General features: G+C 59.0%; 25 protein-coding genes. 6 read left to right on the plus strand and 19 right to left on the minus strand.

What is annotated here, in order from left to right; all coding sequences use genetic code 11:
• Positions 1 to 2: 2 nt before the first annotated feature.
• Genes KUL77_RS06670 through ccoN form a run of 7 tightly spaced genes read right to left on the minus strand, consistent with a single transcriptional unit; the run spans position 3 to position 5,567 of the window.
• A complete protein-coding gene (locus KUL77_RS06670; RefSeq protein ID WP_297144805.1) occupies positions 3 to 518 on the minus strand; it encodes a FixH family protein in 516 nt (171 codons plus the stop codon).
• 18 nt (positions 519 to 536) lie between these two features.
• Entirely contained in the window at positions 537 to 2,093 is a 1,557-nt protein-coding gene (locus tag KUL77_RS06675) for a 4Fe-4S dicluster domain-containing protein (protein ID WP_297144809.1), read from the minus strand.
• Positions 2,094 to 2,098: 5 nt separating this feature from the next.
• Positions 2,099 to 2,395 carry a hypothetical protein gene (locus KUL77_RS06680; protein WP_297144812.1) on the minus strand — a complete coding sequence of 99 codons (297 nt, stop codon included), beginning with the start codon at positions 2,393 to 2,395 and terminating at the stop codon, positions 2,099 to 2,101.
• On the minus strand, positions 2,392 to 3,327 hold the full coding sequence (gene ccoP, locus KUL77_RS06685) for a cytochrome-c oxidase, cbb3-type subunit III (RefSeq protein ID WP_297144815.1): 936 nt from the start codon (positions 3,325 to 3,327) through the stop codon (positions 2,392 to 2,394). The genes KUL77_RS06680 and ccoP overlap by 4 nt, the downstream gene beginning before the upstream one ends.
• Entirely contained in the window at positions 3,324 to 3,497 is a 174-nt protein-coding gene (locus tag KUL77_RS06690; RefSeq protein WP_297144818.1) for a cbb3-type cytochrome c oxidase subunit 3, read from the minus strand. Before KUL77_RS06690 ends, ccoP begins: the two co-directional genes overlap by 4 nt.
• Positions 3,498 to 3,502: 5 nt before the next feature.
• Entirely contained in the window at positions 3,503 to 4,117 is a 615-nt protein-coding gene (gene ccoO, locus KUL77_RS06695; RefSeq protein ID WP_297144820.1) for a cytochrome-c oxidase, cbb3-type subunit II, read from the minus strand.
• A gap of 10 nt (positions 4,118 to 4,127) precedes the next feature.
• The gene (gene ccoN, locus KUL77_RS06700) at positions 4,128 to 5,567 is read right to left on the minus strand and encodes a cytochrome-c oxidase, cbb3-type subunit I (RefSeq protein WP_297144823.1); all 1,440 of its coding nucleotides are present in this window, start codon (positions 5,565 to 5,567) and stop codon (positions 4,128 to 4,130) included.
• 256 nt (positions 5,568 to 5,823) lie between these two features.
• Here ccoN and KUL77_RS06705 point away from each other — a divergent pair, with 256 nt between their 5' ends.
• A complete protein-coding gene (locus tag KUL77_RS06705; protein ID WP_297144824.1) occupies positions 5,824 to 6,504 on the plus strand; it encodes a helix-turn-helix domain-containing protein in 681 nt (226 codons plus the stop codon).
• Between the two features lie 13 nt (positions 6,505 to 6,517).
• Here the strand turns inward: KUL77_RS06705 and KUL77_RS06710 are convergent, their stop codons facing one another.
• The 3 genes from KUL77_RS06710 to nirK are packed head-to-tail and all read right to left on the minus strand — an operon-like array spanning position 6,518 to position 9,408.
• On the minus strand, positions 6,518 to 7,102 hold the full coding sequence (locus tag KUL77_RS06710) for an SCO family protein (RefSeq protein ID WP_297144827.1): 585 nt from the start codon (positions 7,100 to 7,102) through the stop codon (positions 6,518 to 6,520).
• Positions 7,099 to 7,878: a formylglycine-generating enzyme family protein gene (locus KUL77_RS06715; protein WP_297144829.1), complete on the minus strand. Its 780-nt coding sequence runs from the start codon at positions 7,876 to 7,878 to the stop codon at positions 7,099 to 7,101. Before KUL77_RS06715 ends, KUL77_RS06710 begins: the two co-directional genes overlap by 4 nt.
• A 3-nt stretch (positions 7,879 to 7,881) precedes the next feature.
• Complete coding sequence (gene nirK / locus KUL77_RS06720; RefSeq protein ID WP_297144832.1) at positions 7,882 to 9,408, minus strand: copper-containing nitrite reductase; 1,527 nt, start codon at positions 9,406 to 9,408, stop codon at positions 7,882 to 7,884.
• 279 nt (positions 9,409 to 9,687) lie between these two features.
• On the opposite strand from nirK, the gene KUL77_RS06725 reads away from it, so the two are divergent.
• The 5 genes from KUL77_RS06725 to KUL77_RS06745 all read left to right on the plus strand — a co-directional run bounded on the left by KUL77_RS06725 (position 9,688) and on the right by KUL77_RS06745 (position 14,292).
• Positions 9,688 to 9,933 carry a DUF2249 domain-containing protein gene (locus KUL77_RS06725; protein WP_297144834.1) on the plus strand — a complete coding sequence of 82 codons (246 nt, stop codon included), beginning with the start codon at positions 9,688 to 9,690 and terminating at the stop codon, positions 9,931 to 9,933.
• 10 nt (positions 9,934 to 9,943) lie between these two features.
• Positions 9,944 to 11,194, plus strand: a complete 1,251-nt coding sequence (locus KUL77_RS06730) for a hypothetical protein (protein WP_297144837.1) — start codon at positions 9,944 to 9,946, stop codon at positions 11,192 to 11,194.
• A 101-nt stretch (positions 11,195 to 11,295) separates the two neighbouring features.
• The gene (gene nadA / locus KUL77_RS06735; RefSeq protein ID WP_297144840.1) at positions 11,296 to 12,324 is read left to right on the plus strand and encodes a quinolinate synthase NadA; all 1,029 of its coding nucleotides are present in this window, start codon (positions 11,296 to 11,298) and stop codon (positions 12,322 to 12,324) included.
• Positions 12,321 to 13,772, plus strand: a complete 1,452-nt coding sequence (locus KUL77_RS06740; protein WP_297144843.1) for an FAD-dependent oxidoreductase — start codon at positions 12,321 to 12,323, stop codon at positions 13,770 to 13,772. Before nadA ends, KUL77_RS06740 begins: the two co-directional genes overlap by 4 nt.
• A gap of 19 nt (positions 13,773 to 13,791) precedes the next feature.
• The gene (locus tag KUL77_RS06745) at positions 13,792 to 14,292 is read left to right on the plus strand and encodes a DnrO protein (protein WP_297144847.1); all 501 of its coding nucleotides are present in this window, start codon (positions 13,792 to 13,794) and stop codon (positions 14,290 to 14,292) included.
• 33 nt (positions 14,293 to 14,325) lie between these two features.
• Here KUL77_RS06745 and KUL77_RS06750 read toward each other — a convergent pair whose 3' ends face one another.
• The 9 genes from KUL77_RS06750 to parC form a co-directional block, all read right to left on the minus strand.
• Positions 14,326 to 15,402 (minus strand): PLP-dependent cysteine synthase family protein, encoded by a 1,077-nt coding sequence (locus tag KUL77_RS06750; protein WP_297144850.1) that lies wholly within the window; start codon positions 15,400 to 15,402, stop codon positions 14,326 to 14,328.
• 46 nt (positions 15,403 to 15,448) lie between these two features.
• Positions 15,449 to 17,362, minus strand: coding sequence for a pyridoxal-dependent decarboxylase (locus KUL77_RS06755; protein ID WP_297144854.1), 1,914 nt, complete (start codon positions 17,360 to 17,362; stop codon positions 15,449 to 15,451).
• A gap of 39 nt (positions 17,363 to 17,401) precedes the next feature.
• Complete coding sequence (locus KUL77_RS06760; RefSeq protein WP_343231542.1) at positions 17,402 to 17,812, minus strand: SirB2 family protein; 411 nt, start codon at positions 17,810 to 17,812, stop codon at positions 17,402 to 17,404.
• 10 nt (positions 17,813 to 17,822) lie between these two features.
• Complete coding sequence (locus KUL77_RS06765; RefSeq protein WP_297144857.1) at positions 17,823 to 19,085, minus strand: NnrS family protein; 1,263 nt, start codon at positions 19,083 to 19,085, stop codon at positions 17,823 to 17,825.
• Positions 19,086 to 19,208: 123 nt separating this feature from the next.
• Complete coding sequence (locus KUL77_RS06770) at positions 19,209 to 21,458, minus strand: nitric-oxide reductase large subunit (RefSeq protein WP_297144859.1); 2,250 nt, start codon at positions 21,456 to 21,458, stop codon at positions 19,209 to 19,211.
• A gap of 161 nt (positions 21,459 to 21,619) precedes the next feature.
• On the minus strand, positions 21,620 to 22,372 hold the full coding sequence (locus tag KUL77_RS06775; RefSeq protein ID WP_297144861.1) for a helix-turn-helix domain-containing protein: 753 nt from the start codon (positions 22,370 to 22,372) through the stop codon (positions 21,620 to 21,622).
• Positions 22,373 to 22,417: 45 nt separating this feature from the next.
• Complete coding sequence (gene hemN / locus KUL77_RS06780) at positions 22,418 to 23,818, minus strand: oxygen-independent coproporphyrinogen III oxidase (protein ID WP_297144863.1); 1,401 nt, start codon at positions 23,816 to 23,818, stop codon at positions 22,418 to 22,420.
• 64 nt (positions 23,819 to 23,882) lie between these two features.
• Positions 23,883 to 24,536 (minus strand): thiopurine S-methyltransferase, encoded by a 654-nt coding sequence (locus tag KUL77_RS06785; RefSeq protein ID WP_297144866.1) that lies wholly within the window; start codon positions 24,534 to 24,536, stop codon positions 23,883 to 23,885.
• 11 nt (positions 24,537 to 24,547) lie between these two features.
• The coding region (gene parC, locus KUL77_RS06790; protein ID WP_297144868.1) for a DNA topoisomerase IV subunit A at positions 24,548 to 26,097 on the minus strand (1,550 nt) is incomplete at its 5' end.

Raw genomic sequence — 26,097 nt, forward strand, 5'->3', positions numbered from 1 at the left:
CATCAAGGCTCTGCGGTATCGCCTACCGCAGGGCGCAGCTGGGCTGCAAGTTGTCCGGAAGGAAGGCGGCCACGCAGGCGCCATTCGGAGTCTTTGCTGGCTTCCAGTTGCAGCAGCCAATCGTGATCGGTGGCCAGTTTGGTGTCGGCCCGCCAGCCGGTGGCGGTAGGCGCAAACTCCACGGTCATGTCCTGTTCGGCCCGGATGGGGTGATGCAGTTTGAGGCGCAGCGGCGCGCTGCGGTCGAAATCACCATTCACGGGGAAAATTTCAAGAAAACCGTGTTCGTCATCGACATGCAAAATAGCGGCAAGTTTGCGTTTGGCGGCAACGGTGTCAGGGGCTACGTCGGCTTGTTGCATTTGGCCTACGCGCTGCACCTTGTCTGGCACCGCGTCCAAACTGTCGCCATTACCCGCGACTTTCAGCATCACTACACTGCCAACGACGACGGCACCCACCAGCACGATCATCAGCCAAACGACCGGCTGCCGCCATGGGGAAGATTTTTGTTCCATTGTTGTGTCCTTAACGCGTTAGATCGGGCCGAAGAAGGTGGTATCGACCTTCACCTTGGTGCTGCCATCGCTGGCTTCCACCACGAAGGTGACGTCGTGACGACCCTTCACATTTGCGCTGGTGGGGATATCCACTTCGACGATTTGAGCAATGACGCTGCCAGCGGGCACCTGCACTTCAAGCGGTGCGTCTTTTAGCGTAAACGGCAGTTTTTCGGCAGAAACGATATGCACCTTGTAAAAACGGTCCACTTCCGTCTTATTGGCCAGTTTCAAGGTGTAACCGTTCGATACGGTGTTACCTACTTGTTGGAATAGGGTATTGCGGTCGCGCAGCACGTCGGCAATAAGGGTGCTTCGATGGAACACGCCCCATGTCCATGCCGAAACCAGCGCGGTGAGCAGCACGCCGTAGAAAATGATGCGTGGGCGCAACACCTTGGTGGGTTGGCCATCCAGCGCTTGCTGGGTGGTGTAACGGATCAAGCCATGCGGCATGCCCATCTTGTCCATCACATCGTCGCAGGCATCGATGCACAGGCCGCACGCAATACATTCGTATTGCAAGCCATTACGAATATCGATCCCCACCGGGCACACTTGCACGCACATACCGCAGTCGATGCAGTCGCCCAGTTCGTCTTGTTCAAACTTGGGCAGTGGCGCGGCGTCGGCACCGGCTTCCGCCAGCGTCACGGTGCCGCCCGCTTGTAGCCGCGAGGCCGCAGCACTGGGGTGTTTGCTGGCGCGGAAGACGTAGTCGTAAGCGGTGCGAATATCCAGCAGCCCGCGTGCGCGTTCGAGTACGCTGAGCACGCCTTTCTTGCGTGGGCCGCGTGGCTCGCCGCGCATTGGGTCATAGGCGATGATCAGAGTGTCGCGGTCGAACATCGCACTTTGAAAGCGCGCGTAGGGGCACATGTATTTGCACACCTGCTCGCGCAGAATGCCTGCATTGCCCCAAGTGGCGAGGGCGTAGAAGAACACCCAGAAGGTTTCCCAGCCATTCCAATCCCAAGCAAGACCGCGTTGGAACAGGCTCACGATGGGGGTGAAGAAACCGACGAAGGTGAACCCGGTCCACAGCGCGAACACCAGCCATAAGAAATGTTTGCTGCCTTTGCGCAGCACTTTCTCGCGGTTCCACGGGCCTGCATCGAGCTTCATGCGCTTGGCGCGGTCGCCTTCGGTCCAGCGCTCCATCCACATGAAGGTTTCGGTCCACACCGTTTGCGGGCAAGCGTAGCCGCACCACAAACGCCCAGCGAGCGCAGTGGCAAAGAATAAGGTCATGGCCAGTACGATCAGCAGCAATGCCAGCAGGCTGAAGTCTTGCGGCCAGAAGATGAGGCCAAATACGTAGAACTTACGTGCAGGAAGGTCGAACAGAATAGCCTGACGCCCATCCCAGCTCAGCCACGGGAAGATGTAATACATTCCCAATAGCCAGAAGACGGCCAGCCTGCGTAGGCGGTCGAAGCGGCCAGAAATATCGCGTGGGTAAACTTTACGTTCACTCACGTAAACGGAATCGCCGCCGGTGTCCAGCAGGTCGATGTCAATGCGTTTACTCACAGCAGTTACCGTTTGATCTTAGGCCCATTGAAGCGGCTGGCAGGCCGCAACAGGATCCAGGTGAACAGACTGGACGACGCTGTCGCCAGCCAGAAAGTAAAGAAGCCGAGGGTGTATCCCAACCCTCGGCTGATGTCCCAATGTGGGAACGTCAGATCGCGTAATTGTAACGGATCGACGAAAGCAAAGAAGACCATAGTGGCCACTCCGGCTGCGAAAAAACTGGGCCAGAGGATGGCCCCAATCCGTTGCGCCATAGGGCGCGGGGGATGGTCGAAGTCCGGAGTGGCTGGGTTGGTCATTGTGCGTTTAGGTTACCTGATTTTGTTGAATGCGACAGTGACCAGACATACGCAGCCACCAAACGCGAACGGGTATCGCCCAATACTGTACCCCATGCAGGCATGACACCGTGACGACCCTTGGCAATCGTCTCGTGTAGAGCCTCGCGGCTATCGCCATACAGCCAATAGCTGTCGGTGAGGTCGGGGGCGCCTACTTTGGGGTCACCCTTGCCTTCCTTGCCGTGGCAGGCCACGCATACGCCTTCGTACAGCTTCTTGCCCTGCGCCGCAGCGAAATCGGTACGGTTTGCGCCGTCTTTTTCACCCAGCTGATGCACATACGCAATGACGTAATCGACCGCGTCCGGGCCGCCCATGCCTTCCAACACCGTGCCCCACGGCGGCATTACGCCTTCGCGGCCATCTTTCACTGTGTGCAGAATCTGTTCGGGCGAGCTGCCCCAGTGCCAGATGGTATCGGTGAGGTTTGGATAGCCCACCGCACCCTTGGCCGACGAGCCGTGGCAGGTGGCGCAGTTATTGGCGAAGATCGATTTACCCAAGGCAACGGCCTTGGCATTACCGGCCAGCACGTCGATCGCTTGGCCCTTATACGGGGCGAAGGTTTTTTCCAGTTGCTGGGTGGCTAGAGCCGCTTCCTTGTCGTGTTCGGCCTTCGAGCTCCACTTGCCAAAACCGTCGTAGGTACCCCAGCCGCCGAACCAGAACAGATAGGCGAAGGCAAACACGATGGCGATGTAGAAGCCGTTGATCCACCAGCGCGGCATCGGCTTGTTGAACTCGGTGATATCGCCGTCCCAGTAGTGGCTGGTGTCTTCCGGCTTGGGGTCGCCGGGGCGGCGCTTGGCTGTCCACCACAGTAGCCATGTGATGCCAAGCAGATTAAACAAAATCAGTGCGATGACGTACCAATTCCATACGGTGGTCATGCGTTGTTCCTCCCATCGTTGCTGGCGATTTGCTCGCCAGCGGGTATTTCATCATCCACGGCCAATTGCGCGGCCGCATCAAAGCTGCTGCGCAGACGCGGCTGCCAAGCCCAGGCCCAAAGGGCGACAAAGATCAGCAGCAATAGGGTTGTCACGATGCCTGAGATCATGCCCGTTACTCCCCACGCGGCGCGTGTTTACCAAGGTCTTGCAAGTAGGCCACCACTGCGTCCATCTCGGTTTTACCCTTCACAGCCGCCGACGCCGCCTGAATTTCCGCGTCGGTATAGGGGTCGCCAATACGCTGCAGCGCCTTCATATGCTTCTGAATGGTTGGGCCATCCACCAGGTTCTTCGACAGCCAAGGGAAACCGGGCATGTTCGATTCCGGCACTACGTCACGCGGGTTGTTCAAGTGAACGCGGTGCCAGTCATCCGAATAACGGCCACCGACGCGGGCCAAATCTGGCCCGGTGCGCTTGCTGCCCCACTGGAACGGGCGGTCATAGACCGACTCACCCGCCATCGAATAGTGGCCGTAACGCTCGGTTTCAAAGCGTAGTGTGCGCACCATCTGCGAGTGGCAGCCGTAGCAGCCTTCGCGAATGTAAACGTCGCGCCCAGCCAGTTGCAATGCCGGGTAGGGTTTGATTCCCGGGAGCGGTTGGATCGCTTCTGCTTGGAACATCAGCGGAACGATTTCAGCTAAACCACCCAGCGACACTGCGATGGCCACCAAGACGGCCATCAGGCCGATATTTTTTTCAACTTTCTCGTGTGCAATTCCCATGATGTCGTCCTCAAGCAACCACGTCGGCGGTATCAGGGGCTAGAACCGGATGCTGAACGACGCCGCGTCCCTGCTGCCAAGTACGCCACATATTCCAAGCCATCAGGCCCATACCGGATAGGATCAGCAAACCACCGGCCAAGCGGCCCAAGTAGTACGGATAGGTGGCCACCAAACTTTCCACAAAGCTGTAGGTCAGCGTGCCGTCGGCATTGGTGGCGCGCCACATCAGGCCTTGGGTGATGCCCGCGATCCACATCGATACGATGTAGAACACCACGCCAATGGTATGGATCCAGAAGTGTGCATCGATCCATTTGGTGGAATACATGTTCTGCATGCCGAGTAGGCGCGGGTACAGGTGATACAGCGAGCCGATCGAGATCATCGCCACCCAGCCGAGGGTGCCGGCGTGCACGTGGCCCACAGTCCAGTCGGTGTAGTGCGAGAGCGAGTTGACCGTCTTGATGGACAGCAGCGGGCCTTCGAAGGTGGCGATCATGTAGAAGCTGATCGCCACGATCAGGAACTTCAGGATCGGGTCGGTGCGCAGCTTGTGCCACACGCCCGAGAGCGTGAGGATGCCGTTCATCGCGCCGCCCCAGCTGGGCGCCAGCAGGATCACCGAGAACACCATGCCCACCGACTGCGCCCAGTCCGGCAGCGCGGTGTAGTGCAGGTGGTGCGGGCCGGCCCACATGTAGATGGAGATCAGCGCCCAGAAGTGGACGATGGATAGGCGGTAGGAGTAGATCGGGCGCTGCGCTTGCTTCGGTACGAAGTAGTACATCATCGACAGGTAGCCGACGGTGAGCAAGAACGCCACGGCGTTATGCCCATACCACCACTGCGCCATGGCATCGACCGCACCGCTATACAGCGAGTACGACTTCCACATCCCGGCTGGGATCACCATATTGTTGACGATATGCAGCAAGCCCACGCCAATGATGTAGGCGCCGTAGAACCAGTTGGCTACATAGATGTGCTTGACCTTGCGCATGGCAATGGTGCGGAAGAACAGCCAGCCGTAGGCGACCCAAACGATCGCAATCAAGATATCCAGCGGCCATTCCAGCTCGGCGTACTCCTTACTTTGGGTAATGCCCATTGGCAAGGTGATTACCGCGCCGACCATGGCGGCCTGCCAGCCCCAAAACACGAAGGCGGCCAGCTTGTCGGAAATGAGGCGCACGTGGCAGGTGCGCTGCACCACATACAGCGAGGTGGCAAACAGGATCGAACCACCAAACGCAAAAATCACACCGTTGGTGTGCAGTGGGCGCAGGCGGCTGTATGTCAGCCAAGGGATGTCGAAATTAAGGGCGGGCCAATACAGCTGGGCGGCGCAAAAAACGCCGACCGCCATGCCCACGATGCCCCAGAACGCGGTGGCAACTGCGAACTGGTGCACGACTTTGTCGTTGTATGTGCCGATGTTGGCTTGCATACGGGTCTCCGGGGGGTGAACGAACACATAATGGTGGACTTTTCAAAGAAAAGCTTGACCAAAATCAAATAGACGCCGCCTATCGAGCCCTATAGTAGCGACACGATGCAAGAAATTTTCAGCGGTATCGGCGATAATTGTAACCTTGGCTTCTTCGGATGTGCAGGGCATGAGTGAACCAATTCCGCTGAATCTTGCACGGTTGCGCCGAACCTGTGCGGATTGCTCCTTGCAAATGTTGTGTTTGCCTACGGGTGTGAATGCGGAAGATTTAGGGCGCTTGGACACCGTCGTGCAGCGACGCAAGCCTCTGGTGAAGGGTGAAAGCCTGTTTCGCGTGGGTGATCCTCTGCGTGCGGTATACGTGGCCAGTGAGGGCAGCTTCAAGACGGTGATGATCAGTGCCGCGGGCGAAGAATCCGTACTGGGCTTTCATTTGCCGGGCGAGTTGTTCGGGCTGGACGCCATTGGCACGGGCCAGCACCGCTGCGAAGCAGTGGCGCTGTCTGATGCGCGTGTGTGCGAGTTGCCGTATTCCCAATTAGCTACGATTTCTACCAAGCTCCCCAGCCTGCAAACCCAGCTGCTGCGCGTGTTGGGGCAGAGCGCCGACCGCGATCACGATCATTTGGACGTATTGTCGCGGCGCCAAGCCAGTGAGCGCATCGCGATGTTTGTGCATGGTCTAAGTGAGCGCTATCGCCGCATTGGCCGCCCGGCGGATGATTTCCAGCTGCCGATGAGCCGTGATGAGATCGCGCGCTATTTGGGGCTGGTGCTAGAGACGGTAAGCCGTGGCTTTAGCCGCCTGCATGACGACGGTATCATCGAGGTGCGCGGGCGTCGCGTGCGTATTATTGATGCTGAAGCGCTGTGCTTAGCCGCCAACGGCGGCGGTGGGCTTAGCCCGGAACCGCGCCGCCGCAACACTGCGTAATCGGTCGTTTCAATTAGCCGCCAATGGCTTTGCGTACCTCGGCCACAAAGGCCGGGTCGGGCTTACTGCCAATTTTTTCGCTGCGCGCCAAGATGCGGCCTTCAGCATCCACCAAGATAACGACGCTGGTGTGGTTGAACTCGCCATCGGCCAATTGGCGGTAACGGATGCCAAGCACGCCAGCAGCAGCGCGAACGTCGCTGGCTTTTGGTGACGCAAGCGTCCAGCGCGCGGGGTCTAGTTTGCGCTTGTCCGCCATGTTCTTCAGCGCGACGGACGTATCGCGCGCGGGATCCATGCTGATAAAGGTAATACCAAGGCGTTTTTGCTGGTCGGGCGTGAGCTGGCGTTCTACTGCTTTGCCGGTTTCGATAATCAGCGGGCAAACAAATTGGCAGGAGGTGTAAAACATGGAAATCAGCTGCGGTTTCCCGCGCAGACTGCGCCAGTCGCGGGTTTGTCCTTGGCTGGTGGTCAGCGGTAGCGGAAGCTGATAGATAGAATCAGAAGGCAGGGGTTTGGCCGGTTGTGCGGCGCTCACCGAGCCAACAAAAATAAGGAGTGCTGCGGCAGCAAGGCCGCGGAAAAGACGGTTCATGGGGTGCTCCTTGCACAGCGAAAGCCCATATTGGCAGTGGCGTCGTGGGCTTCTAGCGATGACAGCATCGCCACGCGCATCATCACCGCGTAGTTTTCGCGGTCGTCCATGGAGAGTGCCCCTGCGCCACAGAATTTGGCTTTATTGGGGTCGCCTTGATTGCGGTTATCGCTGTCCATCATCAACGCATTGGCGTCTTCGGCCCACTCCCACACCAAGCCGTGCAAGTCGCGCAGGCCATAGGCGTTTGCGGGCTGCAGGCCAACGCGTGGCAGGTTGGATTTCGACGATTTGGAATACCACGCCAAAATGCGTTCCCGCCACGCGGGGTCTTGGCGCGCATCGCGGCGGGTTTCATCGGCCGCGGCGGCGTATTCCCACTCATTCCAAGTAGGCAGACGTGCGCCCTGTGATTCGCAGTAGGCGCTGGCGGCAAACCAGCTCACCCACACAACGGGGCGGTCAGGGAGGGCTTTGGGGCCTAGCGATACAGGGCCTGCCCAGTCGTTTAAGTAGCGCGATTCGGTAAAGACACCTGGCGCTTTGCCTTTTTGCCACTTTGGGTTCTTTTTGACGAATTCAAGGAACTGCGCGTTCGTCACCGGGGTGCGCATCATTGCAAATGGCTTGATGCGTACCCCGGTTTTGACGTCTTCAAAACGCAGAACCGATTTGAACGTGCCGCCCGGTAGGCTTGCATATTGCGCTGCCGTGCTGCCGGCGGTGAGGCCGACAGCAGGGAGGACGATGAGCAGAGCAAACAGGGCGCGGCGCATGGCTTAGTGCCCGTCCGAGGCGTTTGCCGGCTTGGTGGCGCGCGCCTTGGCCGCCTGCTCCTTGGAGACTTGGCCACCTGGGTTGCCCCAGCTATTCAGCACATAGGTGGAGATGTTAGCCACTTCGTCGTCGGTCAGCTGGCTCATCGGCGGCATGTTGGAGTTGTAGTCCTTGCCGTTCACCTTCACCGGGCCTACGAGGCCGTGCAGGATGATTTCCGGCACGCGGCCCGGATTGGCCTTGATGTAGTCCGAGCCAGCCAGCGGCGGGAACACGCCTTCCATACCCTTGCCGTCCGGCTGGTGGCAGGTGGAGCAGGTGCCGGAGAACAGTACCTTACCGGCGGCGATCTGCTCTTCCTTGGTCAGCTTGCCCGAGGCGGCAGCGGCAGCAGCAGCGGCCACAGGGGTACGGTCGGTACCAGCGGCCTGGTCACCCAGATACACCGTATCCACTTCCTTGCCAGAGTAAATCGCTTTGTTTTCCTTGCCTTCGGCTTGCAGGATGGCAAGGGCGCCCTTGTTGAACGCGCGGAAGATGCTGTGATCCACCAGCACGTAGCTGCCCGGCACTTCCATATGGAAGTCCATCATCGCTGCGCCGCCCGACGGGATTAGCGTGGTCTGCACGTTTTCTTGGAAGCGGGTACCGCCTTCGTACCAAACCTTATCGAAGATTTCGCCGATCACGTGGAAGCTGGAGACGAGGTTCGGGCCGCCGTTGCCGACGTACAAGCGCACCTTCTCGCCGGTCTTGACCTTCAGCGCCTTATCGCCGGTCATCGAGCCTTCCATGCCGTTAAACAGCACGTAGGTGGGGTTTTCGTCGATGGCCTTTTCCATGTCAAAGCCCTGATGGCCTTTTTCACGGTATTTACCGGTGGTGTAGAAGTCGCCCTGCATCACGTAGAACTCTTTATCCACCTTCGGCAGGCCTTCCGGCGGCTCAACCAAGATCAGGCCGTACATGCCGTTGGCGATGTGCATACCCACCGGCGCGGTGGCGCAGTGGTACACGAAGATACCGGCGTTCAGTGCCTTGAAGGTGAAGCGGCTGACGTGGCCAGGCGCGGTGAAGCTGGACGCTGCGCCGCCACCGGGGCCGGTGACGCTGTGCAGGTCGATGTTATGCGGCATTTTGCTGTCGGGCATATTGCGCAGGTGGAATTCCACCGTGTCGCCCTGACGCACGCGGATAAAGTTGCCCGGTACGGTGCCACCGAAGGTCCAGAAGGTGTAGCTCACGCCTTCGGAGATTTCCATGTCTTTTTCGATCACGTCGAGCGTGACGATGACCTTGGCCGGAGTGCTGCGGCCGGTCGGCGGCGGCACATTTGGCGGCGAGGTCAAAATAGCCTCAATGGGCTCACCAACGGGTGGGCCGAAGTCGCCCTTGGCGGAGCCGCCGGTTTCTTCGTGAGGGACAGCTCCGCTCGGCGCCGGGTTCGGCTGTTCGATGCGGCAGGCGGACAGACCAAGCGTGGCCATAACGGCCAGGGCAAGGGTGGCGTACCGGACTGCAGATTTCATCGTGGGGGTACCTTTTTAGGTTGGAATTTAAATTGTGAATGCGGGGGCAAGGATCGTGATCTAAGTGGGTGAAAACTTTGATTCAGATCAAAATACGTAGGAAACCAATCGGTTAGGACAGCACTGCTTGACTTGCATCAATAGGGCGAAGGTTTCAGGGGTGGAACGAGCCCCTATTGTGGCCCAAGGTTGGCAAATGTTCAGCTAATTTGAGCCGTGGTTCTTGATTGTTTTCACACTCTGCGCGAACTGCGTACAAGAACGAACGATAATCTTGGGATGAATGAGATCGAAAACGAACCGTTGTGCGAAACGCTAGACGTGCGTCATCTACCTGCGCCAGAGCCCATGCAACGCGCATTGCAGGCGGCCGATGCGCTGCAGCCGGGGCAGCGCGTGTTGGTATTGACGCCATTCGTACCGCAGCCGCTATTCCCATTGCTGCAAGCACGCGGCTTGCGTTGGCAGACCGAAGTCTGCGCCGATGGCAGTGCGCGCGTGTTGTTGATAGGCCCGCCCGCGTGAAGGTTGCAGCGTGACGAAACTCGCGATGCAGCAAGCCCCGGTAGCGTGGGCGCCACGGGTGTTCTTGTTGAGCGCCTCGGTGTGGGGCGTGCTGGCGGGTACTTTGGTCGCTGTTGATGGCGCTGCGCTGTTGGTATCGCGCTGGAGCGGTAACACCTTGGCGTTGGTGCATATGATGACGCTTGGCGTTTTAGCAAATGCCATGCTGGGGAGCTTGCTGCAATTTTTGCCTGTGGCGGCGGGAATGCCGGTGCGCGGCGGCCGCGTTGGCGCATTGGCCCTGTATGCGCTCTTGAATGTCGGGGCCGCTTGTTTGGTGGTGGCGCTGCGCTGGCCTGCGCTGCTGCCCCCGATATGGGGTGGTGGGCTACTGCTTGCCGCCTTTTTGCTGCTCTGTTTTTTGGTAATACCCGGGGTGCGGTGTGACTCAGGGCAGTGGTTTTTACGGCAAGGGCTGCTCTTTGCGGTGTTGGCCAGTCTTTTCACGGCGCTGCTTGGTGTAATGCTGACGTTACGTTTGCTCGGGGCTAGCGGCGGCCCGTCACTTGTTGCACTAACCGATGTACACGCGAGCTGGGGGCTGTTGGGGTGGGTGTTGGGGCTGCTCGCGGCTGTGTCGCGTGTGGTAGGGCCGATGTTTCAAGGCGTTGCGCCTGCCTCGCAGCGCGGTCAAGGCATCTGGCAGGGGCTGTTGTATGGCGCGTTGCTGTCGGCGTTGTTTTTGTTGGAGAGTCGTTATCTCAATACCGCGCTACGTTTTATGGTGGGTGGCATTGGCCTGTATTTCGCGGTGGGTGGGCTATGGCGGCAGCTGCGTGCGCCACGTCTGCGCAAAGCGCCGCTCACCTATTTTTGGATGGCGGGGCAGGCAAGCCTAGCCGCTGCGTGCTGTGTGCTGCTTGTGGAGGAGGGCACGGCACTATGGGTTGGTGTTTTAGCACTGATGATTGGGCTTCCGCTGCTGATCACGGGGATGCAGCTGGAGATCATCGCGTTTTTGGGCTGGATCGAGCTACAGCGGCGCTGCGGGCGCGGCGTGCATTTGCCCGGTGTGCAGCTCTTGGTGCCGCAGCGCGATAAGGCCCTTGCGCTGGCGCTACACCTGCTTGCAGCATTACTTTTGTTGATGGCCTTAAGTGGTTTTGTTTCCGCACACGCGGCGGGCGTGGGGCTGGTGCTGGCGTATCTGGTAACGCTGGCTGTTCTGTGCGGCCCTAGCTGGCGCGCGCGGCAGTTTGTGCAGCAGCGCCAAGGGGTATGAACAAGCGCTGATCTGGATCAAGGTATAGTACGCAGCCTCGGGCGCATGATCGCCCCCATATTTTTGTTTTAACTTGTTTTTGTTCACCAACGTCGAGACACATGAACGCTTCTCTTGCACCTGCTTGGCAACCTGAATTTGAAACCCAATATGCGGAACTCAGCCAAACGCTGGAGCGTTTGATTCCGTGCATGGAAGTGCCGCTGCATCTGCCGTGGATCGATGCGATCAACAAGCTCAAGAAAGAGCGCGGTGCGGTGGTTATGGCGCATAACTATCAGTCGCCAGAAATCTTCTATGGCGTGGCCGATATCACCGGTGACTCGCTGGCGCTGGCGCAGATGGCGGCCAAGTGCGATGCCGAAATCGTCATCATGTGCGGCGTGCATTTCATGGCGGAAAGTGTGAAGGTGCTGGCACCGAATAAAACCGTGTTGATTCCGGATATGGAAGCAGGCTGCTCGCTGGCCTCGTCCATTACCGCTGAAGATGTGCGCGCACTGAAGGCCAAGCACCCCGGTGTGCCGGTGGTGACCTACGTCAATACTTCGGCCGCGGTGAAAGCAGAATCGGATTCGTGCTGCACTTCGGCCAATGCGGTGCAGGTCACCGAGGCGATGGCGAAAGAATTTGGCACCAATAAAGTGATCTTCATTCCCGACCGTTACCTTGGCTCGTGGGTGGCCAAGCAAACCGATATCGAATTAGTGCTGTGGGACGGTTGCTGCGAAGTGCATGAGCGCTTTACCGGAATGGAAGCCAAACATACCCGCGAGCAGTTCAAAGCCAAGATCGTGGCGCACCCCGAGTGTCCGCCAGAAGTGCTGGCGGAAGCCGACTTCGTGGGCTCTACCAGTGCTATGGGTAAATGGCTGGCGAAGGAAAAGCCCGAGCGTGTGGCGATGATTACCGAGTGCTCGATGGCCGATAATCTGCGCAATGATTTTCCGCAAATTGAATTCATCAAGCCCTGCAACCTGTGCCCGCATATGAAGCGGATCACGCTGCCGAAGATTTATGAAGTCTTGCTCAATATGAGCAATCAAATTCATGTTTCCGAACAAGATGTGATTGGCGCACGGCGTTCGCTCGATCGCATGTTGGCGGTTGGTCGCGGCGATAAAGTGTGAGCACGTCTTCGCCCATCATTATCGTGGGCGGCGGAATTGCGGGGCTGGCCACGGCCCTTGCTGCCGCGCCTGCGCCGGTGTTACTGCTCACGCGTGCACCGGGGGCGAAAGGTGCTGCCAGCGCGATGGCGCAGGGCGGCATTGCGGCTGCGCTTGATACAGGCGATACGCCGCAGGCGCACGCGCACGACACAGTAGTGGCGGGTAGCCAGCACAACGACCCGGCGGTTGTGGATCTGCTCACGCAAAGTGCTGCGGATGCGGTGCACTGGCTGCAAAGCATTGGCGTGGCGTTTGATAGCAACCCCGATGGCCGCCTGCAGTTTGGGCGTGAAGGCGGCCACGACCGCCCACGCATCGTGCACGCAGGCGGTGATGCCACGGGCGCGAAGGTGATGGAAGCCTTGGTGGCTAAAGCGCGTGCATCCTCGCATATCACGCGCCGTGCAGGTGTTGAGGTGGATGGCGTACTGCTGCGTGATGGCCGCGTGTGCGGCATCGCCATGATCAATGCCGATGGACAGCGTGAAGAAATTGCAGGGCGCGCCGTTGTGCTTGCCACCGGCGGCATTGGCGGATTATTTGCACAAACCAGTAATCCACCCGATGCTGATGGCAGCGGTCTAGCGATTGCATTGGCCGCAGGCGCGGCGCTGCGCGATGTGGAATTTGTGCAGTTCCACCCCACTGCGCTGGCGCTGCCAGGCTTGCACAGCCTTCCGCTAATTACCGAAGCACTGCGCGGCGCGGGTGCAACCCTGCGTGATAGCAAGGGGCGTTCACTGATGCAGGGCGTGCACCCGCTAGGCGACCTCGCACCACGCGATATCGTGGCGCGGCAGGTATGGAAGGCCAATCAAGCAGGCGGCGCGGTGCTGGATGCGCATACCGTCGGCGCTGCGTTTTTGCATAAATTCCCCACCGTGTTTCAAGCCTGCATGGATCACGGAATTGACCCGCGCGTGCAGCCGATTCCAGTCACACCTGCGGCGCATTTCCACATGGGCGGGGTGGCGGTGGATGCAGATAGCCGCACCTCGGTGGAGGGCCTGTACGCCGTGGGTGAAGTGGCCTGCAATGGCGTGCACGGTGCCAACCGATTGGCCAGCAATTCATTGCTGGAAGGCGTGGTGTTTGGGCGGCGCTTAGGCGCGCAGCTTCAACAACTGTCTAACCCGGCTGAAACCGATGCAACAACGAGTGCACAGCGGCATCGCGAGAGCTTGTCTGCAGTAGAATTAGAGGCGCTGCGTGGTTTGATGATGCAGTTTATGGGCCCGCTGCGAACCCGTGCAGGGTTGGCAGAAGGGCTGCAAGAGTGCGCCGCGTTTGCAGAAGCAGGCTGGCAGGGTGAGTTGGCGCAAGAATTATTGCGCGCTGCACAGCGCCGCACGGTAAGCCTTGGTGCGCATTTTTTGGCGGACCAATCGGAACAATTAATTTCATAACGTGTTTTGGAGAACTGCAATGGCGACAAATCTGCTTGCCCCCTTGTTGATCCTTTCGGCTTCACTGATGGCCACGCCAGTGTTGGCGCAATCCGCAGACCACGCTGCGCATGCCCAACACGCGCAGCATGCCGATCACGCGGCGCATAGACAGGCGGCGGAAACCAAAGCCCCCGCGCAGCGCTGGGCCACCGATGCACCGCTGCGTGAAGGTATGCGCGATATTCGCGAAGCCACTGAGCTATTGAATCATTACGAAATGGGGCACCTCGACGCTACACAGCGCGATAACGCGGTGGAACAGATCGATGCCGCGATTAAAAACATGGTGGCGAATTGCAAGCTCAAGCCCGACGCCGATGCAGCGCTGCATGGGCTGCTTGGAAAATTCATGGCCGGTGCCGATGCGGCGCGCAAAGGCAAATTTACCAGGGCCGAGCTGACACCCATGCAGCAGGCACTGGCACGTTATCCGCAGCTGTTTGACGACGCCACTTGGAATGATGACGACGCGGAGTAATCTCCGCGCTGTGAATTGGGGATGCCCGCGTGATTAACCGGGCATCCACTCGCCGGTAACAAGCGTAGTGGCTAAGTGCTCTTGCCACGGCGCAATATCCACGCCGTGTGCCTGCCGCCAGTCGGCGTTGAATAGCGTCTGCATATAGCGCTTGCCGCGATCACAGAGCAGGGTGACGATGCTGCCCTGCTGGCCGTTTTGGCGCATGTGTGCGGCCAGCTGCAAGCAGCCGATAAAGTTCACCCCCGACGAGCCGCCGTAGCGTGTGCCAAGGTGATCTTCCAACACCAGCGTAGCGGCGATTGCAGCCGCGTCGTCCACTTCGCTCACAGCGTCCACGACATCGAATAAAAACCCCGGTTCCACTTTGGGGCGGCCGATGCCTTCAATAAGCGTAGGCTGGCTGGCCGTGGCGCTGCGGTCACGCGTGCGCCAACCGTGCACATAACTGCTTCCGGTGGGCTCGGCCACGCAGAGCTGGGTTTCTAGCCGCCGATAGCGCAGATAGCGGCCGATGGTGGCTGAAGTGCCGCCGGTGCCTGCGCCGCAGACGATCCACGTGGGGATGGGCTGAGGTTCGCGGCGTAACTGACCGATGATGGATTCGGCGATGTTGTTATTGCCGCGCCAATCGGTAGCGCGTTCGGCAAGACCAAATTGGTCGAGGTGGCAGGCTCCGTTCGTAGCGTGCTGCGCAGCGCGTGCGTGGACTTGGCGAGGGTCTTCTACGAGGTCACACTGCCCACCGAGTGCTTGTACGGCGTGGATTTTCTCCGGCGCGGTGCAGGCAGGCATCACTGCGATAAACGGTAGGCCTAGCAGGCGTGCGAACCATGCTTCTGAAATCGCTGTACTGCCGGAAGAGGCGTCCACCACGGTCTGCCCCGGTGTGAGCTTGCCATTGCACAGCGCATACAAATACAGCGAACGTGCTAAGCGGTGCTTTAGGCTGCCAGTGGGGTGGCTGGACTCATCTTTGAAATAAAACGCGATGCCCGGAAAGCCCGGAAAATCCAAGCGGAACAGGTGTGTATCAGCCGAGCGCGTGGCCTCCTGTTCCAGCAAGGCCAGCGCGTTATGAACCCAAAGTCGATTTGATGATGCGGTCATGGCGAACGGTTATTTGTAAATTCCCTTCCCATGATACGCATTTGTTTCATTTCGTCAGTAGGCTGCGGATGCGTGAGGCAAGGTGTTCGAAATACAGGTCGATATAGCTGATGCCGTTGGTGTGGTCGATCAGGTACGGATTCATCAACGTGTGGCGCAAAATCATCAGCTTCTCACCACCGTCTTCATGCAGCGTGGCTGGGTCTAGGCCGAGTGCATTGAGAATGCGCTGCGTTTCCGTTTCGCCCAATACGTCTGGGCGCAGTGTGGTGGCCGAGCCGAAGAACTGCTTATTTTGTAGCGGTTGGCTGGGGTCGCTACGCAGTTCATCGTGCAGTTGGCTGACAAACGCGTTGGACTGCGCCACACGGTGGTTGCCGACAGGATTCAACGCAAAGCACAGCAGATTGCTATCGGGAGCAAACGGCACCACCGCATGCACCACATCACGCATCTCGTGTGCAAACTGCAGTGCGCGCGCGTGGAAAATTTCAGTGAAGTGGATGGTTTGCGCGGGCAGCTTGCCAAAATGCGCATGATCCAGCGGCAAGACTTTATGCGTGACGTAAACGCCGGCTACCGCAGCGCCAGATTTAGAGCCTTCCGGTATGAACTGCCCCAGCCCACGGTAGCGGCTCATGTAGTCTTGCTTGGCGCTACCGTGGAAAACGTAATCGGCCTCTTCCGAGAGCAGGCCAATGGCGCGGTGATCGCGGCAGATAAACGCGCCCGCGCCGTAGGGCAGGTAGCCCAGTTTGTGCGGGTCCACCGTCACCGAGTCGGTTTCACCAATCGCCGCGATGGCGTTGTACACCTCGGTGGTGGGGAAGGCGTTGAAGCCTGAGGCTACTTCGGCCTGTGTGCGCAGGCTGCCATCTTCGTTGCGGAAGAGCGTGGCCAGATAACCGCCCCAAGCGGCATCGACGTGCACGCTGAAGCCAAAACCTTGTGCGGAAAAACGCTCTCGTGCGGCCACAAGCGCATCAATCGGGTCGATCGTGCCGTACTCGGTGGTACCCATTACGCCCACCGCAAGCAACACGGGCTGGTGTTCGTCTTGGCAGCGCTTTAGCGTAGCTTCCAGCGCGGCGGTATCAATGCGCATACCGCACTCGGGCAGCAGTTCCATCTGCGCGCGGCCAAGCCCCAGCAGCTTGCAGCCTTTGCTCCACGAGTAGTGTGCGGTGATGGGTACCAGCACCTTTGGAACTTTCAGCGTGGGGTGCGCGGCAAAGAATGCGGTAAGGCCCAGATGCTCGATGCGCGCTTCGCGCACCTTCGCTTGCCAGTGCTTGCGGTCGGCGGGGCTGGCGGCTTCTAGCCACTGCTGCCATTGCTCCACCAGCGCGGTAACCGCGTGGGGATGCAGGTTGAATGCGCTCCAGTCGTCTTCGGGTAGCGCAAGCTCCGGCACACCCGCAGCTAGCAGTGCCACAGGGAAGGCTTTGAGTGCTAGTGCTAGGCGCAGGGCTTGATAATTGGCCACGGTACCACCCGAGCTAAGGTGGCCGAACGCGCAGTTAGGCTGATCCGGGTCGCTGACATAACCCAGCATTTTGGCCAGCTGCAGGCCTACTTTGACCTCTAGTTCAACCGTCACCGGTGCGGCGTCTTCGGTGACGTTATTGGGGTTGTAAGGTAGGGTCAAAATCTGTGCGGCGATCCCCGGCAGCAGCAAGTCCGAGGTCATATGCCCGATATAGCGTGGGCTATGGAAGGGGACAGATTTTTTGAGCGCCGCCGAGAGTTGGTGCAGTTCGCGCCGCATCTTGGCTTCGAATGCTTGATACTCCGAGTGCTGCGCTGCCGCTGTGGAAATAGCTGGCGGGTCTTCTGGGTGGAAATTGCGCCGCCAGTACACGTGGTCGCGCAAAAATTCCACCACAAGTTTTTCTAATAAACCGTCGTTTTCACCGTACGGGCCAAGGAAGCAGGCATCCAGCATGTTTGAGGGCGTCAAGGCGTCCACAGGAGTCTTTAATGTGAGAGAGAAAGGGGGTTAGCGCAGCAATAGCAGCCAGCCCAGCGGATGGTGCATCCGCGCCACGCCGTAAATAAACCCGAACGTGGCGAGGGCAAGAACATAGAACACCGCACGCTGTTTTTGCGTGCGTTTGGGGCGCATGGCAAACACACCCAGCACCACATACAGCACAACCAGTGCAAGTTTCACGGTGAGCCAGCCGTTGGCGAACATACCCAGCGGTAGCAGCATCGAGAACAGCATCGTGGCCGAGGTCAGCAAAATGGTGTCGATGGTGTAGCTGCCATATTTGGGCAGCCAGTGTTGCGGCCATTTCGCACCCAATAGCGAGGCGCCGCCGCGCAGGGCGAAGATCAGGCCGCTACAGAGCACCGAGTGGTAATGCACCCACTTGATCTGCGGGTAAAACTCCATCAAAGGGGACATGCGGAAAGCCTCAGCCCGGACGCCCGTCGGCGCGCGGATGCAAATAGATAGACAGTGAGCGCAGCACCCACGGTAGGAAGGCGATCAGCCAGCCTGCCGCCGCCACAACCTGCCAGAAATAGCCATCGGGCGCTATTTCCGCTACGACGCGCGTGATCACCACCAGCTGCAGCAGGGCAAAGGCAAACCAGCCCACACCCGGCATCAACATGGGGCGGCCCGAGTGGCCTTGGGTCACGCGGGTGACCATCGCCACCAGCAGGCTGCCGAAGAAGCCGATATAAATGGCGTGCTGCGGGGCGCGGCCCAAGATAAATTCGCCGCCAAATGCGTACACCGCGCTTTGAATAGTAAACAGCGCAAAGCCAATCGGCAGCCACGCGAAACCAGCAAACAACACCCACAAAATGCCGGGGGCTTTGCCGCGCGGCCACCAGCGCCACAGCACATAGGCGCTGCCCAGCGCCATCGCCGCGTCTACCGGCCACAGCCAACGGTTGGCGTGCGCCAGTTCCAGCACTAAATGCGCCAGCAGCAGCACCCACATCAGGCTGAGCATCAGCATTGGCCGCCACGCGCGGTAGCCGGGGATAATGTTGCCCGCAAAGAATGGGAACATGCGGTGTGCCACCGTGGAGTAGATCGGGAGCAGCACGGCGAAGGTGCCCAGCTTGATCGACACCACGACCGACCACGGCCCCGCACCGTGCAGGAATGCAGCCATCAGCAACAGGCCGATCAACCCAAAACTAAGCCCGGCAAAGCATGACCATGCGTGCCATGTGGGCCCCTTGCCCGCGCGGCGTTCGGCCAGAAGAATGCGCAGCAGATGCAGCAGCCCGTAGCCCCAGCCCACGATCGACATCACCACGCCGATGTGCACCATGGCCGGTTGCCCGCACAGCATGCCGCCTACCACCGACACCTGCCCGCCCAGCAAGCCCAAGCCGACTGGGACGTAGTGCCAGCGGTTTAAATCTGGTTGCCCAATCCAGCGCGGAAAGGTGGTGAGCAGGAAGCCAAACATAAACGGCGGGAATAGCTGGTACTGCATGATGAAGGCATGCATCCAGCCACCAAACGGTGTGTTGTGCGGCGGCGTGCCGGTGGGCAGGCCAATCACGCCCCAACGCACGTCAATGAGCCACAGCAGCCACCAGCTCATGGCCAGCAGCACATTCACCGCACCAACAAAGAACAGCAGCCGGTGTGGCGCTGCGGCCAGTAGCGCCGGAGAGAGGCCGGCCCCGTCTTGATGTTGAGTCGTATTCATAGGCGCTGATATTACGCGCTCAATGTAAACGCGCCTTGATTCAAGTCAGAGTTGCGCTGCGCCCCCAAAAAACGAAGGCGACCATTGGCCGCCTTCGTCGATACAGCTATTTGCAGGGAAGAGTTACTTCACCGCAGTTTTGGGTTTCAGCCACTTGTAGGCGATGAACAGGCACAGCAGCAGTGCGCCCACCGCAAACACGGTGTCACCCGGCATACGCATCCACACCAGCATGTCGATGATCGGGCGGTTCATGAACTCAGCCGAACGGGCAAACCAGTAGCCATTTTCAAGCACCGCATTGAGCTGCAGCACACCCAGCGGGAGCAGGGTCAGCATGGCCATCAGGCCAAGACCGATGTTCAGGCACCAGAAGCTGCCACGCAGTAGGCCGTTCGGCCATTCCACCTGCGGACGTAGGCCGCGCAGACAGAACAACATTAGGCCGATACCCAGCGTGCCGTACACACCAAACAACGCGGTGTGGCCGTGCAGGGCGGTCAGGTTCAGGCCCTGCATGTAGTACAGCGCGATCGGGGTGTTGACGAGGAAGCCAAACAGACCGGCACCGATCAGGTTCCAGAAGCTACAGGCCAAGAAGAACATAATCGGCCAGCGGTAACGCTCCATCCATGGGGTGGAACGGCTGTGGCTCCAGGTTTCGAAGGCTTCAAGGCCGATCAGTGCCAGCGGCACCACTTCCAGCGCCGAGAAGCTGGCACCCAGCGCCACGGCAGCGGTGGTCGTACCGGAGAAGTACAGGTGGTGGAACATGCCCAGCACGCCGCCGCTCATGAACACGATGGTGGCAAACAGCACGTTGACGGTGGCCGACTTGCCGCGCACCAGGCCAAGCTTCACAAACAAGAAGCTCATTACGGCCACGGCGAACACTTCAAAGAAGCCTTCCACCCACAGGTGTACTACCCACCAGCGCCAGTAGTCGACGACCGACATATGGCTCTTCTCGCCCCACATCAGGCCGGCGCCGTAGAACAGAGCAATCGCAATGGTGGACAGGAACAGCAGCCCCACGATGGAGGACATTTCGTCCTTGCGCTTCAGCGCTGGCCACAGAGAGCGGCCCACCAACACCAGCCACAGCAACAGACCAATGAACAGGAACGCCTGCCAGAAGCGGCCGATGTCCACATATTCCCAGCCTTGGTGGCCGAACCAGAAGTTGTACTTCAGGTCCATCTTCTGCATCACTGCGAACCACTGGCCGGCAAACGAACCGACCACAATGATCAGCAAGCAGACGAACAGGAAATTCACGCCAGCGCGCTGGTACTTCGGCTCATGGCCGGAGACGGCCGGGCCGATATACAGGCCGGTGGCGAGCCACGCGGTGGCGATCCACAGCACGGCAAGCTGGGTGTGCCAACTGCGGGTTAGCGAGTACGGCAAGAACTCGGCGATCTTCAGGCCATAAGCTTCTTGGCCTTCCACCTGGAAGTGCGCGGTGGTGGCGCCGAGCAAAATTTGGAACAGGAACAGTGCAGCGACCACCCAGAAGTATTTGGCGGTTGCGCGCATCGACGGGGTGATGACGATCTTGCTCAGCGGATCTTCGGCGGGCGGCGTGAGCTGCTCTTCCTTGCCATGGAACGCGGCGTAATGCCATGCCAACAGGCCGATACCGCCGATCATGAACAGGATCGAGAACATCGACCAGATGAAGTTGTCTGAGGTCGGTTTGTTGCCGATCAACGGCTCATACGGCCAGTTGTTGGTATAGGTGCGGTTGGTGTAACCAGGGCGATCCGTACCGGTAGCCCACGCAGCCCAGAAGAAGAAGGCGGTGAGCGAACGACGGTGGTCTGCGTTCGGAATGGTGCCTTCGCGCATCGCGTAGGCTTCGCGCAGATCGTGCGTGGTTGGATCGTTCGAGAATAGGCTTTCGTAGTGGGCGGCGACATTACTGATAGCGCGTGCACGCTGATTGCTAACTACGATCTCGTTCTTGACCGGGTCATAGGTGTTTTGCCGAATCTGCGGCTTGACACTGGCTTCGGTCTTGGCCTTCTCGTCGGCTTCCATGCTGGCGTAGGACTGGCCGGTATCGGCGCGGGCCTGTAGCTCAAGCATGGCTTCAATTTCGCGGTGCAGCCAGTCGGCCGACCAGTCGGGAGCGATCAATGCGCCGTGGCCCCACACAGAACCTAGCTGTTGACCACCAATGCTTTGCCAGACCTGCTGGCCCTTCATGATGTCGTCTTTGGTGTAGATCACATCCCCGTTGGCGGAAATCACTTTATCCGGAATGGGGGGCTTGGTGCGGATGAGGTCAACCCCCAACCACAACATCACGGCAAAGCTTGCGGCTAGGAGGGCGCCTAAGCCCAGCCATAGCCGTTTATTGATTGACATTGCGTCTCTCCTGGTGGAATCAAACGGTGAAAAAAAACGGTTGAAACAGGCGGCTGCATCGTCGTTCGATACCCTACCTTAGCACCATGATCTGAATCAAATGGTTTGAAGACACGTATGCAAATGCAGCAAATTTTTTCGTGCTGCAGCAAAAGTGAAACTTATTCGCGCAAAATTGGTGCGGCCAAGGCTTCCAAACGCTCGGGGTCGATAAGCTCGACCTCGCGCCGTTCTACCGCCAAGATGCCGTCGTTTTGCATGCGGCGCAGCACGCGGCTCACCGTCTCTGGAGCAAGCCGCAGATAGTTGGCGATGTCGGTGCGCGCCATGGTCAGCTGGAAGCGTGTGGCAGAAAATCCACGCGCAGATAAACGCCGCGACATGCCCATAAGGAATGCCGCAACGCGCTGGTCGGCGCTCCAGTCGCCGGCCAGCAGTGCGGCGCGGCCGATGTCGCGGCTCAGTAGCCGGAACAGCTCACGCTGCACACCCGGTACTTTTGCAGCGAGCACGGAAATTTTGGGGAAAGAGAAGCGGCACAGCATCACCGTGTCGAGCGCAATGGCATCGCAAGGGTAGCGGTGGCCGTCGATGGCATTGAGGCCAATCACTTCGCCGGGGAAGTGGAACCCCAGCACATGCTCATGGCCGTCACGATCGGTGATGCACGTTTTGACGCTGCCTGCGCGCACGGCGGCAATGGCTTCAAACGGATCGCCTTCGCGGAATAGATAATCACCGGCGTGAAATGGGCCGATGTGTTCCACCAACACATGCAGCTCACGTAGCGCGCCCTTGTCCATACCTTGCGATAGACAGGCGTGCGAGAACGCGCAGGTCGTGCAGAACTGGAAGTCGTCGCCGTCGTCGGCAAGCACCTGCGGGCTTAAACGCGGGAACGGTAAATCACTCATGGCTGCCCCCAAACATAAGGTGCAGGCAGGTTAGAGAGGCACGCGCTAGATCGCGCGAGAAAAGCGCGGTTTGGCGTCGGCAGCGGGCGGGGTGAGATATCGATCGAAGCACATGGCAATGTTACGCAATAAAAGCCGCCCATGCGAGGTGGCTTCAATTTTGCCCGGTAAAATTCGCACTAAGTCGTCGGCAGCCAGCGGCTGTAGCTGCTGCAGAGCGTCGGCGAAATAGTCGTTGAAGCGAATGCCGTAACGGCGCTCTAGTGCGGTGATCGGAATTTCACCTTGGCACATTAGGGCTTGAATGAGATCGGCGCGTAACTCGTCGTCTTCATCCAGCTTCATGCCGCGAAATACTGGCAGCTTGCCGGTGTCAATCGCCACTTCCCATGCTGGAAGATCGCGTGGATTTTGGCTGAACGTGTTGCCGATATGGCTGATTGCCGACACGCCGAGGCCGATCAAATCGCTGTTGGCGTGGGTGGTATAGCCCATAAAATTGCGGTGCAGCCCTCCGCGCGCTTGCGCTTGGGCGAGGTCGTCATCGGGTAGGGCGAAGTGATCCATGCCCACGTAGATGTAACCAGCGGCGGTGAGCTTTTCTACCGCCAATTGCAGCAGGGCGAGCTTTTCTTCACCAGTTAGTAGCAGTTCGTCTTTGATCTGCTTCTGCGCCTTGAACAGGTGCGGCATATGCGCATAGCTGTACACAGCGAGGCGGTCGGGGCGGATGCCGGTGACGATATCGAGGGTTTTGCCGAACCCTTCCAGATTTTGCCCCGGCAGGCCGTAGATCAGGTCGATATTGACCGAACGCAGCCCCGCCTTGCGGCTGGCTTCGACAATCGCCTGCGTCTCCTCAACGGATTGAATGCGGTTGACGGCTTCTTGCACCTTCGGGTCGAAGTCTTGCACGCCAAGACTGGCGCGGGTGAAACCGGCGTCGGCGAGGGCGGGCATCCAGTTTGGGTCGCAAAAGCGCGGATCGATTTCAATTGAAATATCGCGGTCGCGGCTGCTGGCAAAGCGGAACTGGGCACGCAGCGCATCGACAAAGTCAGTGAGCTGGCCGGGGGTAAGAAAGTTGGGCGTGCCGCCACCGAAATGCAGCTGGATCACTTCGCGGTCGCGATCAAACAGCGGCGCCATCAGCGCCACTTCGCGGTGCAGACGCGCTAAGTAAGCGTCGCCGCGTGCTTTGTCGCGGGTGATGATGCGGTTGCAGCCGCAGTAAAAGCAGGGGCTAAAGCAAAACGGTACATGCACATAGAGCGAGAGCCGACGAGGGATAGGCTCCTCGTTACTGGCCTGTACCGCTTCGCGCAGTTGGGCCTCCCCAAAGTCGGCACTGAACTGCGGCGCGGTTGGGTAGGAGGTGTAGCGCGGGCCGGGGCGGTCGTAACGACGGAGCAGCTCGGCGTCAAAGGTAATGTGCTGATTAGCCATGCTCTCAGCTTAGACATAAGCGCGTCAGTGTGAATTGATCTTAATCAATCCAGTGAAGGGCGCGTCAAATTTTGTGCAATGTATAGACAGCTGTGTCAAGTTTTGAAGCCCCATTCACATAACCTGGGTGATCGGAGGGAATGGGCCTGCGCTCTAATAATTGAACGTTCCAGTTTTGTTCGAACAAATTCCGTACTTCGGCTTCTTGCACCGAAAAGGGCGGGCCATCGCGATCTTCTTGCGGATATTCCAAGGTGATCATCAACCCTTTGCACTGCGAAGGTAGTTGGGCGTAGGTCGTGCTGACATAGTGTTGGCGCAGATCCGGGGGCAGGGCGATGATGGCAGCGCGATCAAACACGGCGGCGCAGCCGGCGAGCAGCGACGCGTCCAGCTTGAATGCATCGCCGCAAATCAGCTCAATACCGCCAGCGCGGTAATGAGTGCCATAACGGGTGCGTTCAATTTCGGGCTGCAGTTGATGTTCGGCAAAGAATTGCTCCACCGCGAGTTGGGTTAGCTCAACGCCCAGCACGCGGTGCCCCTGCGCTGCGAGCCAAGCCATGTCCAGTGATTTTCCGGCGAGCGGAACAAACACTTGGCTGTCTTTGGGAAGCTGCAACGATGGCCAGTGCTTTTGCAACAAGGGGGTGGGTGTGGATTGATGAAAGCCGATCCGGCCTTCTTGCCAGCGTTGCTGCCAAAAGTCTGGATTCATAATTGAGTTCCTTATTCCACCGCCAAGCTGTCCACCTTCTGCCAGCCGCGTGGCAGCAGCCCGCCGCGCGATCCGCGGGCGCCTAGGTGGGTGTCTAAGTCCTTGAAGCTCAGCGTCATAGTACGTGCGCCTGATTGCACCAATAGCTTGCCGCTTTCGGGAACCACCGCAATGGCTACCACGTGCTCGGTGCCGCGCTTGGCTTTGGGAATGTCGATAATTTTGTTGCCTTTGCCCTTATCCAGTTCCGGTAGTTCGCTGACCGGGAATGCCAGTACATGGCCTGCGCTGGTAACAGCTACGATACGGTCGGAATCGAGATTGGCCACGGACGACGGTGCCAGCACATGCCCACCTTCGGAGAGTGAAAGCAGCGTTTTACCGGCTTTCTGGCGGCTGGTGAGGTTTTCAAAGCGCGTAACAAACCCGTAGCCGTGGCTGGAAGCGATCACCAATTTATCGTCGTTATTGCCGCTGGCGATGGCGTCAAAACTGGCGCCTGCCGCGGGGGCAAAGCGGCCGGTAAGCGGCTCGCCGTTGCCGCGCGCACTGGGCAGGGTATGCACAGCCGTGGAATAGCTGCGGCCGGTAGAGTCAAGGAACGCCACCTGTTGGTTGCTGCGCGAACGCACCGCCGCAAGCAGGCGGTCACCTTCGCGGTACGACAGCCCTGCAGCGTCCACGTCGTGCCCCTTGGCTGCGCGCACCCAACCTTTTTCACTGAGCACAACGGTCATGGCTTCACTGGCCACCAGCTCACTTTCATCCAGCGCGTGTGCGGCTTCGCGCGTTACCAGCGGGCTGCGGCGGGCATCGCCAAATTTTTTCGCGTCGGCTAGAAGTTCATCTTTGATGAGCTTTTTTAGCTTGGCTTTGTTATCAAGAATGGCCAACAGTTTCTCGCGCTCGGCGGCAAGGTCGTCCTGCTCGCTGCGAATTTTCATTTCTTCCAAGCGCGCTAATTGCTTGAGCTTAGTGTCGAGAATGTAATCGGTTTGCTCCTCGCTGAGCTTAAAACGCGCCATCAGCACGTCTTTGGGTTCGTCTTCGCTGCGGATGATACGGATCACTTCATCAAGATTGAGGAAGGCGATCAACAAACCTTCGAGCAGGTGCAGGCGGCGCTCCACTTTATCGAGGCGGTGCTTGAGGCGGCGTGTGACTGTGGTTTGGCGGAAGCTCAGCCATTCCGACAGCAGCATCTTCAGGTTTTTTACCTGCGGGCGGCCGTCTAAGCCGATCACGTTCATATTGACCCGGAAGCTTTTTTCCAGATCCGTCGTGGCAAATAGATGCCCCATCAGCTGTTCTACATCGATCCGATTGCTGCGCGGAATAAGCACGATGCGGGTGGGGTTGGCATGGTCAGATTCGTCGCGGATGTCTTCCAGCCACGGCAGTTTTTTCGCCCGCATCTGCGTGGCGATCTGCTCGATAATTTTGCTGGGGCTTACTTGGTGCGGTAGTTCGGTGATGACGATGTTCGACTGTTCTTTGACTAATACACCGCGCGCGCGTACTGAGCCAAGGCCGGTTTCATACAGATTGAGCAGGTCGGACG

This window comes from Thermomonas sp., assembly GCF_019104945.1.
Taxonomy (GTDB): Bacteria; Pseudomonadota; Gammaproteobacteria; order Xanthomonadales; family Xanthomonadaceae; genus Thermomonas.

What these genes read in the sequence shown, in the direction of transcription:
- KUL77_RS06770 (WP_297144859.1), bottom strand. Translation starts at nt 21,458, where the DNA reads ATGTCAATCAATAAACGGCTATGGCTGGGCTTAGGCGCCCTCCTAGCC.
- hemN (WP_297144863.1), bottom strand. Translation starts at nt 23,818, where the DNA reads ATGGCTAATCAGCACATTACCTTTGACGCCGAGCTGCTCCGTCGTTAC.
- nirK (WP_297144832.1), bottom strand. Translation starts at nt 9,408, where the DNA reads ATGAAATCTGCAGTCCGGTACGCCACCCTTGCCCTGGCCGTTATGGCC.
- ccoO (WP_297144820.1), bottom strand. Translation starts at nt 4,117, where the DNA reads ATGGGAATTGCACACGAGAAAGTTGAAAAAAATATCGGCCTGATGGCC.
- ccoN (WP_297144823.1), bottom strand. Translation starts at nt 5,567, where the DNA reads ATGCAAGCCAACATCGGCACATACAACGACAAAGTCGTGCACCAGTTC.
- KUL77_RS06715 (WP_297144829.1), bottom strand. Translation starts at nt 7,878, where the DNA reads ATGCGCCGCGCCCTGTTTGCTCTGCTCATCGTCCTCCCTGCTGTCGGC.
- KUL77_RS06670 (WP_297144805.1), bottom strand. Translation starts at nt 518, where the DNA reads ATGGAACAAAAATCTTCCCCATGGCGGCAGCCGGTCGTTTGGCTGATG.
- KUL77_RS06765 (WP_297144857.1), bottom strand. Translation starts at nt 19,085, where the DNA reads ATGAATACGACTCAACATCAAGACGGGGCCGGCCTCTCTCCGGCGCTA.
- KUL77_RS06775 (WP_297144861.1), bottom strand. Translation starts at nt 22,372, where the DNA reads ATGAGTGATTTACCGTTCCCGCGTTTAAGCCCGCAGGTGCTTGCCGAC.
- KUL77_RS06750 (WP_297144850.1), bottom strand. Translation starts at nt 15,402, where the DNA reads ATGACCGCATCATCAAATCGACTTTGGGTTCATAACGCGCTGGCCTTG.
- nadA (WP_297144840.1), top strand. Translation starts at nt 11,296, where the DNA reads ATGAACGCTTCTCTTGCACCTGCTTGGCAACCTGAATTTGAAACCCAA.
- KUL77_RS06745 (WP_297144847.1), top strand. Translation starts at nt 13,792, where the DNA reads ATGGCGACAAATCTGCTTGCCCCCTTGTTGATCCTTTCGGCTTCACTG.
- KUL77_RS06690 (WP_297144818.1), bottom strand. Translation starts at nt 3,497, where the DNA reads ATGATCTCAGGCATCGTGACAACCCTATTGCTGCTGATCTTTGTCGCC.
- KUL77_RS06785 (WP_297144866.1), bottom strand. Translation starts at nt 24,536, where the DNA reads ATGAATCCAGACTTTTGGCAGCAACGCTGGCAAGAAGGCCGGATCGGC.
- KUL77_RS06760 (WP_343231542.1), bottom strand. Translation starts at nt 17,812, where the DNA reads ATGTCCCCTTTGATGGAGTTTTACCCGCAGATCAAGTGGGTGCATTAC.
- KUL77_RS06680 (WP_297144812.1), bottom strand. Translation starts at nt 2,395, where the DNA reads ATGACCAACCCAGCCACTCCGGACTTCGACCATCCCCCGCGCCCTATG.
- KUL77_RS06710 (WP_297144827.1), bottom strand. Translation starts at nt 7,102, where the DNA reads ATGAACCGTCTTTTCCGCGGCCTTGCTGCCGCAGCACTCCTTATTTTT.
- KUL77_RS06725 (WP_297144834.1), top strand. Translation starts at nt 9,688, where the DNA reads ATGAATGAGATCGAAAACGAACCGTTGTGCGAAACGCTAGACGTGCGT.
- ccoP (WP_297144815.1), bottom strand. Translation starts at nt 3,327, where the DNA reads ATGACCACCGTATGGAATTGGTACGTCATCGCACTGATTTTGTTTAAT.